General features: G+C 43.2%; 10 protein-coding genes and 1 tRNA gene. 5 read left to right on the plus strand and 6 right to left on the minus strand.

The genetic code is table 11. The features are described from left to right. The first annotated feature begins 106 nt into the window (after window positions 1-106). Window positions 107-481 (plus strand): SPOR domain-containing protein, encoded by a 375-nt coding sequence (locus EGM47_RS00665; RefSeq protein ID WP_240642042.1) that lies wholly within the window; start codon window positions 107-109, stop codon window positions 479-481. A 175-nt stretch (window positions 482-656) separates the two neighbouring features. Here the strand turns inward: EGM47_RS00665 and infB are convergent, their stop codons facing one another. From infB to rimP, 3 genes are read right to left on the minus strand one after another with little or no spacing between them, the layout of a single operon-like run. Further along, a complete protein-coding gene (gene infB, locus EGM47_RS00670; RefSeq protein ID WP_124978845.1) occupies window positions 657-3422 on the minus strand; it encodes a translation initiation factor IF-2 in 2766 nt (921 codons plus the stop codon). Between the two features lie 27 nt (window positions 3423-3449). After that, entirely contained in the window at window positions 3450-4682 is a 1233-nt protein-coding gene (nusA, locus tag EGM47_RS00675; protein WP_124978846.1) for a transcription termination factor NusA, read from the minus strand. An 8-nt stretch (window positions 4683-4690) separates the two neighbouring features. Next, window positions 4691-5161, minus strand: a complete 471-nt coding sequence (gene rimP / locus EGM47_RS00680) for a ribosome assembly cofactor RimP (protein ID WP_124978847.1) — start codon at window positions 5159-5161, stop codon at window positions 4691-4693. A gap of 149 nt (window positions 5162-5310) precedes the next feature. Here rimP and EGM47_RS00685 point away from each other — a divergent pair, with 149 nt between their 5' ends. Further along, the gene (locus tag EGM47_RS00685; protein ID WP_124978848.1) at window positions 5311-6132 is read left to right on the plus strand and encodes a universal stress protein; all 822 of its coding nucleotides are present in this window, start codon (window positions 5311-5313) and stop codon (window positions 6130-6132) included. Between the two features lie 190 nt (window positions 6133-6322). Here EGM47_RS00685 and EGM47_RS00690 read toward each other — a convergent pair. Beyond that, window positions 6323-6393, minus strand: a tRNA-Gln gene (locus EGM47_RS00690). 208 nt (window positions 6394-6601) lie between these two features. Here EGM47_RS00690 and EGM47_RS00695 point away from each other — a divergent pair. Next, complete coding sequence (locus EGM47_RS00695; RefSeq protein ID WP_124978849.1) at window positions 6602-10012, plus strand: DUF2723 domain-containing protein; 3411 nt, start codon at window positions 6602-6604, stop codon at window positions 10010-10012. Window position 10013: 1 nt separating this feature from the next. Next, window positions 10014-10646: a polysaccharide deacetylase family protein gene (locus EGM47_RS00700; RefSeq protein ID WP_124978850.1), complete on the plus strand. Its 633-nt coding sequence runs from the start codon at window positions 10014-10016 to the stop codon at window positions 10644-10646. A gap of 15 nt (window positions 10647-10661) precedes the next feature. On the opposite strand, the gene EGM47_RS00705 is transcribed toward EGM47_RS00700, so the two are convergent. Beyond that, a complete protein-coding gene (locus tag EGM47_RS00705) occupies window positions 10662-10958 on the minus strand; it encodes a thioredoxin family protein (protein WP_124978851.1) in 297 nt (98 codons plus the stop codon). Between the two features lie 103 nt (window positions 10959-11061). Next, window positions 11062-12291 carry a metallophosphoesterase gene (locus EGM47_RS00710; RefSeq protein WP_164510795.1) on the minus strand — a complete coding sequence of 410 codons (1230 nt, stop codon included), beginning with the start codon at window positions 12289-12291 and terminating at the stop codon, window positions 11062-11064. 243 nt (window positions 12292-12534) lie between these two features. On the opposite strand from EGM47_RS00710, the gene polA reads away from it, so the two are divergent. Continuing rightward, window positions 12535-15366, plus strand: a complete 2832-nt coding sequence (polA, locus tag EGM47_RS00715; RefSeq protein WP_124978852.1) for a DNA polymerase I — start codon at window positions 12535-12537, stop codon at window positions 15364-15366. Window positions 15367-15370 lie beyond the last annotated feature (4 nt).

The following is a 15370-nucleotide window of genomic DNA, read 5'->3' on the forward strand; positions in this document are numbered from 1 at the left end:
AGGTCATAAATCGTTAATTTTGCTCGTGACCAAATGAAGAAAATAATTTATAACAGTTCTAAATAGTTACGCTTTCGCGAAAGCGTAACTTCCCAAATTGCCCGCTATGACTAGAATGAATCTAAGAAATATCCTATTGGTATTAGGCCTAATTTCTATTGGCCTCCAGAGTTTTGCACAAGACACAGGCCGTGTGGATGAACAAAAAATTAACGCTTTGGTATCGACCAAAATCGCCATGGAAAAGTCTGGAGATTTTAAAGATCGTTTTACCATCCAGCTCTATTACGGCGATCGGGAAAAGGCCATTGCGACCAAGAGCAGCTATGACGCCTTGGGATTACCATGGAGAAGCGAACTCAAATGGGAGTCTCCTTACCATAAGATTTGGGTAGGTCAATATCGCACCCGATTGGAAGCAGATCGCGCATTATTGCAGATCAAAGAAACCTATAAGGATGCGTTTATCCTAAAGCCTTGATAGTACTCATATCTAGTAATTCATAGGCTAAGCGAATGGCTATTGCTCCATCGACCAAATGCACTCACAAGGTCTTTTAACCTAAATAGCCCACATTGCACTAGGCGGTCACATAAGAATATAAAAAAGCCGTTTCAGGAATTGAAACGGCTTTTTAATGTAATATAATGGAGTATTATTTCAAGGTTTTCTTCACTTCAACTTCTCGGAAAGCTTCAATTACATCTCCCTCTTTCAGGTCGTTGTAGTTTTTGATTTGGATACCACATTCGTAACCTTTACTCACTTCCTTGACATCATCCTTGAAGCGTTTAAGGGCGGCTAACTCACCAGTGAATACGACCACACCCTCTCGGATCAGGCGGACACCACTGTTGCGATAAATCTTTCCATCGGTCACCATACAACCTGCGATAGTTCCCACTTTGGAGATCTTGAAGGTCTGACGCACCTCTGCATTACCCGTAATTTCTTCTTTAAGTTCTGGACTAAGCATTCCTTCCATCGCATCTTTAAGATCATTAATCGCATCATAAATGATGGAATAAGTACGGATATCTACTTCTTCCTGATCTGCTACTGAACGGGCATTACCCTGCGGTCTAACGTTAAATCCGATGATGATCGCATCAGAGGCGGTAGCGAGTAGTACATCACTTTCTGTAATAGCTCCTACTCCCTTATGGATAATATTAACCTGAATTTCTTCAGTAGATAATTTTTGGAAGGAGTCAGTCAATGCTTCTACAGATCCATCAACATCTCCTTTCAAGATCAGGTTCAACTCTTTAAAGTCACCCAAGGCAATACGACGACCGATTTCGTCCAGCGACAAGGTCTTCTGTGTCCTTACAGACTGCTCGCGTTGCAATTGTGTACGTTTAGAAGCGATAGATTTAGCTTCACGCTCATCTTCAAATACGTGGAATTTATCACCTGCCTGAGGCGCTCCGTCCAGACCCAGTATAGATACTGGTGTGGATGGTTTGGCTTCTTCTACATCATGACCTCTTTCATCCTGCATGGCTTTGACCTTACCATGAGTACGTCCGGCAAGGACATAATCACCGACGCGCAAGGTTCCAGCTTGTACCAAAATGGTAGATACATAACCACGACCTTTATCTAGGAAGGCTTCTACGACCGTACCTGTTGCATCTTTATCTGGATTAGCTTTGAGATCCAATAATTCTGCTTCCAGTAATACTTTTTCTAATAATTCTTTGACTCCCTGACCTGTTTTGGCAGAAATGTCATGTGATTGGATTTTACCACCCCAGTCTTCAACCAAAAGGTTCATATTGGCCAAGGATTCCTTGATCTTATCTGGATTTGCAGCATCGCGGTCCACCTTATTGATCGCAAATACGATAGGTACACCAGCTGCCTGAGCGTGGCTGATGGCCTCTTTGGTTTGCGGCATCACGTCGTCATCTGCTGCGATTACAATAATGGCAATATCAGTCACCTGGGCTCCACGTGCACGCATGGCCGTAAAGGCTTCGTGACCAGGCGTATCCAGGAAAGCAATGGTTTGCCCACTGTCCAATTCTACTCCATAAGCACCGATGTGCTGTGTAATTCCTCCACTCTCACCAGCAATCACATTTTCTTCACGGATATAATCCAGTAAAGAGGTCTTACCGTGGTCAACGTGACCCATCACCGTAACGATTGGTGCACGCGGCTTCAAATCTTCTTCTTTGTCTTCAACTTCGGCAATGCTTTCTTCGATATCGGCATTGACAAATTCTACTTCAAAACCGAATTCCTCGGCAACGATAGACATGGTTTCTGCGTCCAAACGCTGGTTCATGGTCACCATCATACCCAGTGACATACAAGCACCGATTACTTTGGTTACAGGCACATCCATCATGGTAGACAAGTCACTGACGGTAACAAACTCAGTTACCTGTAATTTTTTGTCTTGGGCTTGTGCTTCTTCGGCAGCCTCCACTTTTTCACGGTGGCTATCTCTTTTATCCCTACGGTAACGGGCGGCTTTGGATTTTGAGGATTTCCCCTGCAATTTTTCCAGCGTTTCCCGTACTTGTTTTTGGATTTCTTCTTCTGTAGGCTCCTCCTTAACAATGTTTTTACGCCCGCGTTTATTGGATGGTTTTCTACCTCCGGCTCCACCAGCTCCTGGCTTGGAGATACGCTTACGTTTTCCTCTATTGGAGTCAGTTTTCTTTTTAGGCTTGGCAAATTGGGAAAGATCAATCTTTTTACCGGTAACCTTAAGACCGTCTAATTTTTTGTATTCGGTCTTGATCTTTTCCGGCTCCTGATTTTCCGTTTCGGTAGAAGCTGGTTCCTCCTTCTTAGCCTCTGGAGCAGCTTTGGTTTCTTCAGCTTTCGCGGAAGCGGGCTCTTCCTCCTTCTTCTTGCTCTTGGCAGTAGACCCTTTTTTACCTGCATCCAAGTCAATTTTGCCTTTAACCTTTGTAGTTCCAGCCTTAGGACGGTTGGATACCTGCTCGGTTTCTTTAGGCGCCTCGACTTTTTTCTCGGTTTCGGGCTCTACAGTTTTCTCTACCTCTTTTTCAGCTTTTTCAACTTTTTCAGTAGGCTCTTCCGTCTTTTTGTCGGCGTCAAGATCCAGCTTGCCGACTTGTTTTGGACCATCCAGCGAAGCTTTGGCCTTGATGACTTCCTGTTGCTTTTTCTGCTTTTCTTCCAACTCCTTCTCACGTTGCAGACGCAGTTCTTCCTGCTCCTTGCGACGCTCGGCACCTACTTCCTTGGAGGCAACTTTTTTACTTTTGTCGGTCTGAAACTCATCAGCCAGTGCTTGATAGACGCTGGAATCTATTTTTGTGGTAGGACGAGCCTCTATCTCTATTCCGACGGAATTAAGATGTTCCACAGCACGGTCCAGGGAAATATTAAATTCCCTTAGAACTTTGTTGAGTCTCATGTTTTTTACTTCGGCCATAAAATGGTTCGGGATTGACTTTAATTTCTAATCTTCAAATTCTGCTCTCAAGATGCGGACAATTTCCAAAACTGTTTCATCCTCGAGATCCGTACGTTTTATTAAGTCGGCAACGTCTTGCTCTAGAACACTTTTGGCAGTGTCCAAACCTATTTTTTGGAATTCCTCGATTACCCATCCTTCCATCACGTCAGAGAATTCGGTTAATTCTACATCTTCTTCTACACCTTCTCTGATCACATCGATTTCATATCCGGTTAACTTACCAGCTAAACGGATGTTGTGTCCTCTTCTACCGATAGCTTTGGACACCTCTTCTGGGTTTAATCTGACTTCAGCTTTCTTCTCCTCGTCATTGATCTCCATGGAGACAATTTTGGCAGGACTTAATGCTCGAGCGATGTACAATTGGGTATTGGTGGTATAATTGATCACATCGATATTTTCATTACCCAATTCCCTAACAATACCGTGGATACGAGATCCTTTGACTCCTACACAGGCGCCCACTGGATCAATACGGTCATCATAGCTATCAACGGCTACTTTGGCCTTTTCACCTGGCTCTCTCACCACTGCTTTCACCTGAATCACACCGTCAAATACTTCTGGAATTTCCTGTTCAAACAATTTTTCCAAGAACTTGGGCGATGTACGGGACAAAATGATATTGGGCTTGTTGCCTCTCAGTTCCACACTCTCGATCACCCCTCTTACGTTTTCTCCTTTTCTGAAGAAATCAGAAGGAATCTGACGATCCTTTGGCATAATAATCTCGTTGCCTTCATCGTCTAACAGAATGATAGCGCGGTGTCTGATATGGTGCACTTCGGCACTGTATAACTCACCTTCTAATTCTTTGAACTGCTTAAAGATATTGGTGTTATCGTGCTCGTGAATTTTGGCAATCAGATTTTGTCTCAAGGCCAAAATGGCACGTCTACCCAACTGGATCAACTTTACTTCTTCGGCTACATCTTCTCCTACCTCATAGTCTGGCTCGATCTTTTGAGCTTCGGACAATGAAATTTCAGAGTTATCATCCTCCACTTCACCATCGGCTACCACCACACGGTTACGCCAAATCTCTAAATCCCCTTTATCAGGGTTGATAATAATATCAAAGTTATCGTCCTCACCATACTTTCTTTTAAGTGCGGCTCTAAAAACGTCCTCCAAGATCGCCATCAGAGTGACGCGATCTATCATTTTATCATCTTTAAACTCAGAAAAAGACTCGATCAATGCGAGATTTTCCATATTCCTTTCTAATTAAATTTTATAACCACTTTTGCTTGTTTGATATCCTCAAAGGCGACAGTCCACGATTTCTGTACGGTGACTTTACCTTTGCCTATCGGCTTGGGCTCCCTTGCCTTCCATTCTATAGTGATACCATTATCGTCCACTTGGGTGAGTTTTCCAGACTCTTTTCTTTGGTCCTGATTGGATATTACCTCCAATTCCCTACCCACATTTTTCTTGTACTGTCTCTTTTCCTGAAGCGGAGACGCTGCACCTGCACTTAATACCTCAAGGGAAAAATCGGTTTCATCCCGATCCAATTGATGTTCAACCGCCCTGGAGACAAACATACAGTCAGCCAACTTGACGCCTTCATCACCATCGATAACCACCTTGATATCGTTGGCAGGCCCAATGTTACAGGAAATTAAAAACAGATCTGGTCGCTCTTCAAATGCCTCCTCCAGTAATTGATCTACACGTTCTTTCAACATACTTATAAAAAGAGGGGACTTTTCGTCCCCTCAAATCCTTTCTAATAGGTGGCAAATATACTACTTTTTTAAGCTTTTCCAAACCATGGAGTTACAGACTTGACTACCAGGTAAATTTTGTATCTTTAATGAAGTCAAAATCACTTTCCATGAAAAAAATTATCGTTCCTACCGACTTTAGTGTTCAAGCCGAAAACGCCCTGAGAGTAGCGGCAGACATCGCCAGGGAAAATGGCGGAGAGGTTTTCCTACTTCACCAATTGGACCTCCCTTTACACTTGGCCAACAACGCAAGTTCCAACCTTCCGGAGGCCGTATTCTTTATGAAATTGGCCAAAGAAAAATTTGATAACCTAATGAAATCTGATTTCCTAGAAGGCGTCACTATTCACGGTGATGTAGAGACAGGTGCTGCGTTTTCGGGAATCATGAATGCCGTAGAGCGCAACAAAGCTGACCTGATTGTGATGGGTTCGCACGGTGCTGATGGACTAAAAAATCTTTTTATTGGCTCCAATGCTGAAAAAGTCGTTCGGAATTCAGAGATTCCAGTATTGATCGTCAAGGACCGGAAAAAACGATTGGATGTGAACGAATTTGTTTTTGCCACTGATCTGGACCCTGACTCGACCAGCGCCTTGCAGGAAGCAGATGCTTTTGCCAAAAAGACACAATGTAATTTGCATTTATTATATGTAAACACTCCTTCCCAATTCATGAGCACCAGAGCGGCAGAAAAAAAGGTACATGACTACTTGAAAAATGTACGAGTAGAACCCAAAGATTACAGCATCTACAATGATTTTTCAGTTGAAGAAGGCGTCTTTAACTTTACCAAGGACATCAAAGGAGATATTATTGGAATGGCCACCCACGGAAGAAGAGGCCTCTCACACTTTTTTAATGGCAGCGTGAGCGAGGATGTTGTGAATCACTCAAGCTTACCAGTAATTACTTTTAGGATCAAGTAGGGGGTCAGCATTTTGACCATCCACAAGGACGATCGGCTATCAAAACTTGAATTTTGGCTACTCGAGTTTTATCGCCAAATGGTTGAAGACTTACCTTCATTAAAGCACCGATCAAATAAAATTCTCCATCAACCTTTGGATGCATGAAACAAAAAAAAATCCCGACCTCATCAGAGATCGGGATTAGAAGTTGTCCCACTAGGACTCGAACCTAGAATGACGGTACCAAAAACCGGAGTGTTACCATTACACCATGGGACAAAATCGGATGCAAATTTAAGACAATTCTCAAGTTGGACAAAAAAAATCTGAAAAAAATTGCAATCTGCTTCAAAGCTTCACAAACGCCGTTCTACAAATAGGTTTGAGGCTTTTTTCTTCCATCTTACATATACTTGAAACTAGTCTTTATCGTTTCTTAGAGGAATAAGGTGATAAAATCTTATTTTCGCCTGAGTTATCTACAACTATGACCATAAATTACGCAAAATTGAACAAGATCATGGGCTGGGTGGTATTTGCCATCGCCCTGACCATTTTTTGGAGTACCGTTGAACCTACAACCAGCTTTTGGGATGCTGGAGAATATATCGCCACCTCTTCAAAACTTGAGGTAGGACACCCACCAGGAGCCCCACTTTATCAGATGATGGGTGCCGCATTTTCCATATTTGCCTTGGAAGCCTCTGATATTGCCTACACGGTTAATTTACTGGCGGTATTTTCTAGTGCCTTTGCCATCCTATTTATGTTTTGGTCCATGACTTTGTTGCTCAAAAGACATATACTGAAAGACAAAGTGAATGATGTGATGATCTTAGGTGCCTCAGCGATTGGTGCGTTGGCATTTGCCGTATCGGATAGCTTCTGGTTCAACGCTGTAGAAGCCGAAGTATATGCACCAGCCACCTTATTAATGAGTGGCATGTTCTATCTGGGCCTGTTATGGGAACGCGACATGATGAAACCCAGAGGAAACCGTTGGTTGGTATTGATCTCTTTTATTCTGGGACTCTCTTTTGGGATACACTTTCTTGCCTTGCTTACGGTTCCAGCCATTGGATTACTTTGGTATTTCAGGCATTATAAAAAAATTACTGTCTTTAACTTTATCCTGGCAAACTTGGCTGTAGTCGCTGTGTTGTTATTTGTTTTCCTCTTCTTGGGACCTTACACACTTGCCATTTTTGGATATCTGGAAATCTTTTTTGTCAATGATATTGGTTTGCCTTTTAATTCGGGTACTATCATTGCTTTATTATTGATCGTGGGATTATTTGTTTTCTTGATCTCGCTTTCGCGAAAGCGAAACATGCCGTTACTCAATACTATCACTTTATGTATCGCATTTATACTCATCGGTTTCTCCTCCTGGACCATGTTACCGATACGTGCTAACGCCGGAACACCCATCAATGAAAACAACCCAAATGACGCCCGGGCATTGCTGGCATATTATAACAGAGAGCAATATCCATCTGCTGGCTTGTTTTATGCAGAATCCTTTACAGATATGTACGCCGGTCTTAATCCGGACGATCCCACCACAGTAGACAACGAGTCCTATAAGGATGAAAAACCAAAATACGAAAGGGATGAAAAGTTAGGTAAATATGTGATCGTCAACCAATACAAGGATGCGATACCTGATACGCACCACGATCACAAAGGTTTTTTCCCCCGGATGACCGATGCCTCTAGGGCCACCAAATACATCGAATTTATGGGTGGACTCAATTACCGTATCAAACCTGAATTTGCCAATAATCAGGAATTGCTGTCTATTCTAGATGAATATGAGCGCAAACTGCAACGTGGCGCCATCGATGCCTCAGAATATGTGGATGTTCTGATGTCGTTGCGTGAAGCTGTAGTGATTGAGAAACCTACTTTCGGCCAAAATCTCAGTTTCATGGGGCAGTACCAGATCAGTTATATGTACATGAGGTACTTTATGTGGAACTTTGTGGGTCGCCAGAATGATGTCCAGGGAGAATGGGACAACTATAATGGCAATTGGCTAAGTGGCATCAAGTTTATTGACGAGATTTTTATAGGCACGCAGGATGAGCTCAGCGAAGATATGCTAGAAAATAAAGGAAGAAATACCTATTTCTTTATACCGCTGCTGTTAGGGATTTTGGGAGCCATCTTCCATGCCAAAAAAGACATCAAGTCTTTTTACGTGACATTGGTGCTCTTTCTGTTTACAGGTTTGGCGATTATCGTATACCTCAACCAGGCGATGTTCCAAGTGAGGGAAAGGGATTATGCCTATGTAGGTTCGTTTCTCGTGTTCGGGATGTGGATCGGTATGGGTGTATATGCCTTGTATGAAGCCTTGAGGGAAGTGCTCAAGTCACGTATGGCACAAATCATATCATTGTCTTTGTGTTTTGCCGGAGCTCCTTTGCTCATGGGTTATCAGAATTGGGACGACCACGATCGATCTGGAAAGTACACAGCACTGGCTAGTGCCAAAAAATACCTGGACAGTTGCCTTCCCAATGCTTTGATTTTTACCATTGGTGACAATGACACTTTTCCGCTTTGGTACGCCCAGGAGGTAGAAGGTTATCGGACTGACGTGCGGGTTGTCTGTACTTCGCTGCTGAGCACAGATTGGTATATGGACGATATGAAGAAAAAAGCCTGGGACAGTGAGCCTGTGCCCGCTACCCTCACTCATGACCAATATAAATATGGAACCAGAGATATTTTGTATTATGCCGATAAGGAGCGTATTCAACAACGCATGAGGGAAGCTAATAATAATGCCAAATTGATTTTCCCGGACACCATGGATCTTAAAGATTGGATGGAGTGGGTGGCCAGTGACAACAAGATCACCCAGGAACTCATGAACAATGAGCATTACGAGCACACCTATCCTACCAAATACATCAGAATCCCAGTCAATAAAGAAAACGTGTTGAAAAATGGAGTGGTTCCCCAAAAAGATGCCGACAAAATTGTGGATGAGATTATCATCAATGTGGGTGGTGGTGGCATCTACAAAAACAGAATGTTCATGTTGGACATCATTAATGCCAACAACTGGGAGCGCCCTATTTATTTCTCTGGAGGAGCATTTGGAGATGAGGATTATATCTGGATGAAGGATTATTTACAATTAGACGGTTGCGCCTACCGTCTTATCCCGATCAAAACTGAACCTGCAGATCCCAGGGACCCTTTTGATATGGGACGTGTCGATCCAGACTATGCCTATGATGTTTTGATGAATTGGGACTGGGGCAATAGCGGTTCACCAGACATTTATCACGATGTGGAAACCAGACGAAATAGTGTAGGTTATCGCAGTAATCTGACAAGAGCTGCAGATGCCTTGATCGAGGATGGCCAACTGAAAAAGGCAGAGGAAATTTTAGACCTGGGGATGAAAAATATGCCCCTCGAATACTTTGGTAATTATTCGATGTTGGAGCCTTTTGTCACTGGGTATTATAGGTTGGATAAGAATCAAAAAGCCAGAGATTTATTGGGACGTATTGTGGCCAAGTATAAAGATAGACTGGATTTTTTCAATGCATTAAGCCTTCAGGAACAGGACAACAGCTATATTGAAATTGCAACAACTGTGAGCCGTTATAACAGCGTGGTTGAATCTGCCTATTTCTTGGACCAAAGTAAGGAAGTAGAACAGCATGTAGATACGTATAATGAATATTTAAAACCATTTATACGGTACTTGAATGATGCCTATCGCATTAGAAAAGCAGGAGAAGTTGAAGAAGAATTTCCAGATAGCTTATCCGAAATGGAGTTGCGCGATTTGATCAAAAACAGTGTAGATAATACAACCACTGAGCCGCTGATTGAACCTTCGGATACAGGCGAGCTTGACGCTGGAAATTGACATGAAAACCTATCCGGACCGTATTGGATCCATCATCCCTAGGATTTTTGGGAATTATTTTTGGCACGGCGATCGGTCCAAGAATCAGATATACCTCACCTTTGATGATGGCCCTACGCCAGGTGTCACCGATTTTGTATTGGACCAGTTGAAGGAATACGCGTGTAAAGGAACATTTTTCTGTATAGGTGACCGTGTACGTAGATTTCCCCAGCTGTTGGAACGCTTACAACAAGAAGGTCATGCTGTAGGCAACCATACCCACCAGCATCTCAATGCCTGGAAGACCCGTCAGAAAACTTATATTCATAATGTTGACATGGCTGCCGAAGTAATTCCATCGCTTTTATTCAGACCACCCTACGGAAGAATAACGCCAAGCCTAGGACGGCGATTGCGTAATAAGTCTTACCAAATTGTGATGTGGGATTTGTTGTCTGGTGATTTTGATCAGCAACGGAGTGCGGATTCATGCCTGGCCAACTTAATGAGAAACACACGTAATGGCAGTGTAGTTGTTTTTCACGACAGTGAGAAATCAGCAAATCAACTAAAGGAAATTTTACCGCCCTATCTTCAATTTATTCGAGATAAGGGATGGGATGCTGTAACCATACCACAAGCGGATTTGTAATAGGACAACTATTGGTTAGGCGTGTTGCTTGAGCAGTGTGATCAGCGAATTGCCATCCTGTATACCGCTTTGTCTCCATCGCATCTCTCCATCCTTGTAGATGATAAAAGTAGGTACACCTTTGATGCGTAAGGCTTCAGAAAGCTCAGGATTCTTTTCAATGTTGATTTTGATGACTTTGGCCTTATCCCCCACTGCTGCGGCCACATTGCGCAGAACCTGATTCATAGTCACTGAGTCTTCGTTCCATTCTGTAAAGAAGTTGAAGAGTACGGGAATGTTGGTATTGATCAGCTCGCCAAACTTTGACATAATACACGACTATAATTATTTCAAATGTACATAAAAACCAGATGATAAACACTAATGTATTCTTAACAAGCCATTAAGCCTTCAATTAAAAAATCACACATGGTCAGTTCTTCCCTTTTCTCAGTGTAATTACACTTATTTCAGGCCAGATACCTGCCCTACCGGAATATCCCAAAAAGCCAAAACCACGATTTACATTGAGGTACTGGTCCATTTCTTTGTAAATACCAGCCCATTTTTTATATACAAACCAGGCAGGGCTCAACTTTAAAAAGCCTGGTATCTCCACGCCCATTTGCATACCATGGGTGTGGCCACTTAAAGTTAAGTGGTATTTCTTGGGGTCAGTTTTTACCTGGAGATCCCAATGCGTGGGGTCATGGCTCAGTAAGATTTTAAATGCGTTGTCGTTGATACCTTGGGAGGCTTTTTGCAGGTCACCGTACTTTGGGAACCTTCCACCACCCCAGTTCTGCACGCCTACCACATGCAATTCATCGTTGCCCCTGTTAATGGTCTCATGTTCATCCAATAATAAACGCCAACCCATCCTTTGTTGGATATCAAATAAATCTTGAAGATTTTGTTCCTTAGCAGCTGGAGTCTGCCATTCTGCGTAATCCCCATAATCGTGATTCCCCAGTACAGAGAAGACCCCATCCGTGGCGGTTAACGCACCAAAAACATCTTCCCAGCCCTCCATTTCCTTGGCAATATTATTGACCAAATCACCTGTAAAAAAGATGATGTCACTGTTTTGTTGGTTGGCAAGATCGATGGCGTACTGCACCTCTTCACGGTCATCAAATGATCCGACATGAATATCACTGATCTGGGTAATCTGGTAACCGTCAAAAGCCTCTGGTAGGTCATCAAAACTCAGCTCATATCTGCGCACCTGGTAATCGTACTTTCCTTTCCAGGCACCGTAGAATATAGCACCAAAAGGCAATGCAGCAGCTGCAAGCCCTAACTTTGCAATAAAAGAACGCCTACTGGGTAAAAAATGATCGGTAGTTGTCCGCTTTCGCGAAAGCGAATCTATCACTCCTTTACTCACTCTCCAGATATCCTCTCCAAACATAAACAAGAAGAAGACAATCTTGGCCACAAAAAAGGCGATAAAAAGGGTGATGGCAAAGTCCCTGGCGGGTGACAACTGACTGCGATCAGAGTTTAAAATAAATTGTAGGATCAGATTGAGTACCACACCTAAGGATAAAGCGAGATAGACCCATTTCCACCAATGTCCTCTGGATAAAGTACGGATCAGTTGAAACGAATAGAACTCAAGAGCAATGAGAATAATGATGACTACGACAAAACGCTTCATCCCGCTAAACTAAACCTAAATTTTTGGACAATTCTTAGTGTAGCGTTAAAGAAATCAAGCAGCGTGAGTCATACGGTTACCGACTTAAAAGCTTAGAAACAAACCAAGGATTAATTTGTGGCCAATCGAAAGTTTCAGGGGAAATTAGTGATTGAGACAGGTTTTGGTGGATAAATATGAAGGATCGGGTTCCCATTTGGACGGATCAATAAGTATCTTTAGCCATTATTTAAATTTTACAGTGTGACTAACGACGGAACCGACGATAAGAGACTTTTTTTGCTGGATGCCTACGCCTTGATTTTTCGCGGATATTATGCTTTGATTAAAAATCCACGGATCAATTCAAAGGGCATGGACACCAGTGCCATCATGGGATTCACCAATAGTCTATTTGACGTTATACGCCGTGAAAAACCCGAGTATCTCGCGGTGGCTTTCGACAAAGAAGGAAGTGCCGAGCGTACCGAGATGTATGCCGATTACAAAGCCAATCGGGATGAAACTCCAGAAGCCATTAAAATCGCCGTTCCTTACATCCAGCGTATTCTCAAAGCCATGCATATACCAATTGTGGAAGAAGCAGGTATTGAAGCTGATGACCTTATAGGAACTTTGTCTAAACAAGCCGAAAAAGAAGGCTTTACGGTTTATATGGTAACTCCTGATAAGGATTACGCGCAATTGGTGTCAGAAAACATCTATATGTATAGACCTGCCAGGATGGGAAATGGCATCGAGATCTGGGGAATTCCAGAAGTACAGAAAAAATTTGAGGTCGAGCGACCCGAGCAGGTCATCGACTATCTGGGGATGATGGGCGACGCCAGTGATAATATTCCAGGATTGCCTGGCGTGGGAGACAAAACGGCCAAAAAGTTTATCGCAGCCTACGGATCTATGGAGGGATTATTGGCAAACATCGACCAGTTGAAAGGTAAAATGAAAGAAAAGGTGGAAGCCAATGCAGATTTGGGCCGACTCTCCAAACAATTGGCCACCATTAAGCTGGATTGTCCAGTGCAGTTTGACGCCTCTAAATACACCCTGGACGACCCTGATGTAGAAGGAGTTCATGAAATATTTGACGAACTCGAATTTAGACGAGCCAAGGAAACAATGGCCAAAATTTTTGCCAAAGACCTGGATCAGGGGACTGAAACAAAACTCAACCAAAGCGAAACCTCCAATGCTTCTGGCCAATTTTCACTTTTTGACACGCCCGGATCCGGCACCGCTGCCGAAGCGGCCACCACAGGTCGAGAGACATTGGCGACCCGTGATCACTTGTACCAATTGGTGGAAGAAGGTATGGGGACTAAACTTTTCCTTCAGACCTTGATGAAGCAACAAAGTGTTTGCTTTGATACAGAAACCACGAGTCTGGATCCATTGGAAGCTGAATTAGTCGGAATAGCCTTTAGCTGGGAAAAAGGAAAAGGTTATTACCTTCCTATTCCGGCCGATAGAGATGATGCCCAACAAGTTGTCGACCAGCTCAAAGACTTCTTTGCCTCTCCAGATATTGAAAAAATCGGCCAAAATCTGAAATATGATATCAAAGTATTGCACAAATACGACATTCAGGTAGAAGGTCCAATGTTTGACACCATGCTGGCGCACTACCTCATCAATCCGGATATGAGGCACAATATGGATATCCTGGCCGAAACCTACCTGAATTATACGCCTCAATCCATTACCGAATTGATCGGTAAAAAAGGTAAGAACCAAAAATCCATGCGGGAGGTGGACCTGGAAAAGCAAAAAGAATATGCGGTTGAAGATGCAGACATTACTTTCCAACTCAAGGAACATTTTGTACCCGAACTGAAAGCGGCTGGTACAGACAAGTTGTTCCAAGATATTGAAATGCCGTTATTGAAAGTCCTAGCCGCAATGGAAATAGAAGGTATCAATCTGGATGAAGATTATTTAGGCACGCTTTCGCGAAAGCTAACTGAAGACATTGCTGCACTGGAACAGAACATTTACAAAGAAGCCGGAGAAGAATTCAATATTGGATCTCCCAAACAGCTGGGGGAAATCCTTTTTGGTAAACTAAAATTGGTAGACAAACCTAAAAAAACCAAAACAGGTCAATATTCTACCGCAGAAGACGTATTAAGCTATCTGGCTGCTGATCATCAAATCATTGCCGATGTACTGGAATACCGTGGCCTTACAAAATTGCAAAGCACTTATGTGGATGCATTACCCAATCAGGTCGACCCCAGAACCCAACGCATACACACCAACTACATGCAAACTGTTGCCGCCACTGGCCGTTTGAGTTCGACAGATCCCAACCTACAAAATATTCCGATAAGGACAGAACGTGGAAGACAGGTGCGTAAAGCCTTCATTCCCAGAGACCAGGATCACATCCTCCTGGCGGCCGACTATTCCCAAATCGAATTGCGAATCATTGCTGCTTTGAGTGAGGAAGATAATATGATCGCTGCCTTTCAAAACAAGGAAGATATTCATGCTTCTACTGCGGCCAGGGTATTCAATGTAGATATTGATCAAGTATCCAGAGAGCAACGTAGCAATGCCAAAACCGTCAATTTCGGTATCATTTATGGTGTCAGTGCCTTTGGGTTGAGTAACCAGACCGATCTGGATCGTAGCGAGGCCAAGGAACTGATTGATACCTATTATAAAACTTACCCCAAATTAAGGGCCTACATGGACGACCAGGTGAATTTTGCCCGGGAAAACGGATATGTGGAAACAGTATTAGGGAGACGACGCTACCTCAAGGACATCAACAGCAGCAATGCTGTGGTACGTGGTGCCGCTGAGCGCAATGCGGTAAATGCTCCCATACAGGGAAGCGCTGCCGATATCATCAAGCTCGCCATGATCAACATTCACCGCAAAATGGAAGAATTGGATTGCCGCTCAAAAATGCTGCTGCAAGTTCATGATGAATTGGTTTTTGATATCCACAAAGACGAACTGGAAGACATGAAAAAAATGATCCAGGAAGAAATGCAGAATGCTTATAGCTTGAGCGTTCCGTTAGATGTAGAAGTCGGCGTTGGCCAGGACTGGCTGGAGGCGCATTAAGCAA

The sequence above is a fragment of the Nonlabens xiamenensis genome (genome assembly GCF_003865345.1).
In the GTDB taxonomy this organism is placed as follows: Bacteria; Bacteroidota; Bacteroidia; order Flavobacteriales; family Flavobacteriaceae; genus Nonlabens; species Nonlabens xiamenensis.

Coding starts and splice junctions, on each gene's coding strand:
- EGM47_RS00665 (WP_240642042.1), top strand. CDS start 107: ATGACTAGAATGAATCTAAGAAATATCCTATTGGTATTAGGCCTAATT.
- infB (WP_124978845.1), bottom strand. CDS start 3,422: ATGGCCGAAGTAAAAAACATGAGACTCAACAAAGTTCTAAGGGAATTT.
- nusA (WP_124978846.1), bottom strand. CDS start 4,682: ATGGAAAATCTCGCATTGATCGAGTCTTTTTCTGAGTTTAAAGATGAT.
- rimP (WP_124978847.1), bottom strand. CDS start 5,161: ATGTTGAAAGAACGTGTAGATCAATTACTGGAGGAGGCATTTGAAGAG.
- EGM47_RS00685 (WP_124978848.1), top strand. CDS start 5,311: ATGAAAAAAATTATCGTTCCTACCGACTTTAGTGTTCAAGCCGAAAAC.
- EGM47_RS00695 (WP_124978849.1), top strand. CDS start 6,602: ATGACCATAAATTACGCAAAATTGAACAAGATCATGGGCTGGGTGGTA.
- EGM47_RS00700 (WP_124978850.1), top strand. CDS start 10,014: ATGAAAACCTATCCGGACCGTATTGGATCCATCATCCCTAGGATTTTT.
- EGM47_RS00705 (WP_124978851.1), bottom strand. CDS start 10,958: ATGTCAAAGTTTGGCGAGCTGATCAATACCAACATTCCCGTACTCTTC.
- EGM47_RS00710 (WP_164510795.1), bottom strand. CDS start 12,291: ATGAAGCGTTTTGTCGTAGTCATCATTATTCTCATTGCTCTTGAGTTC.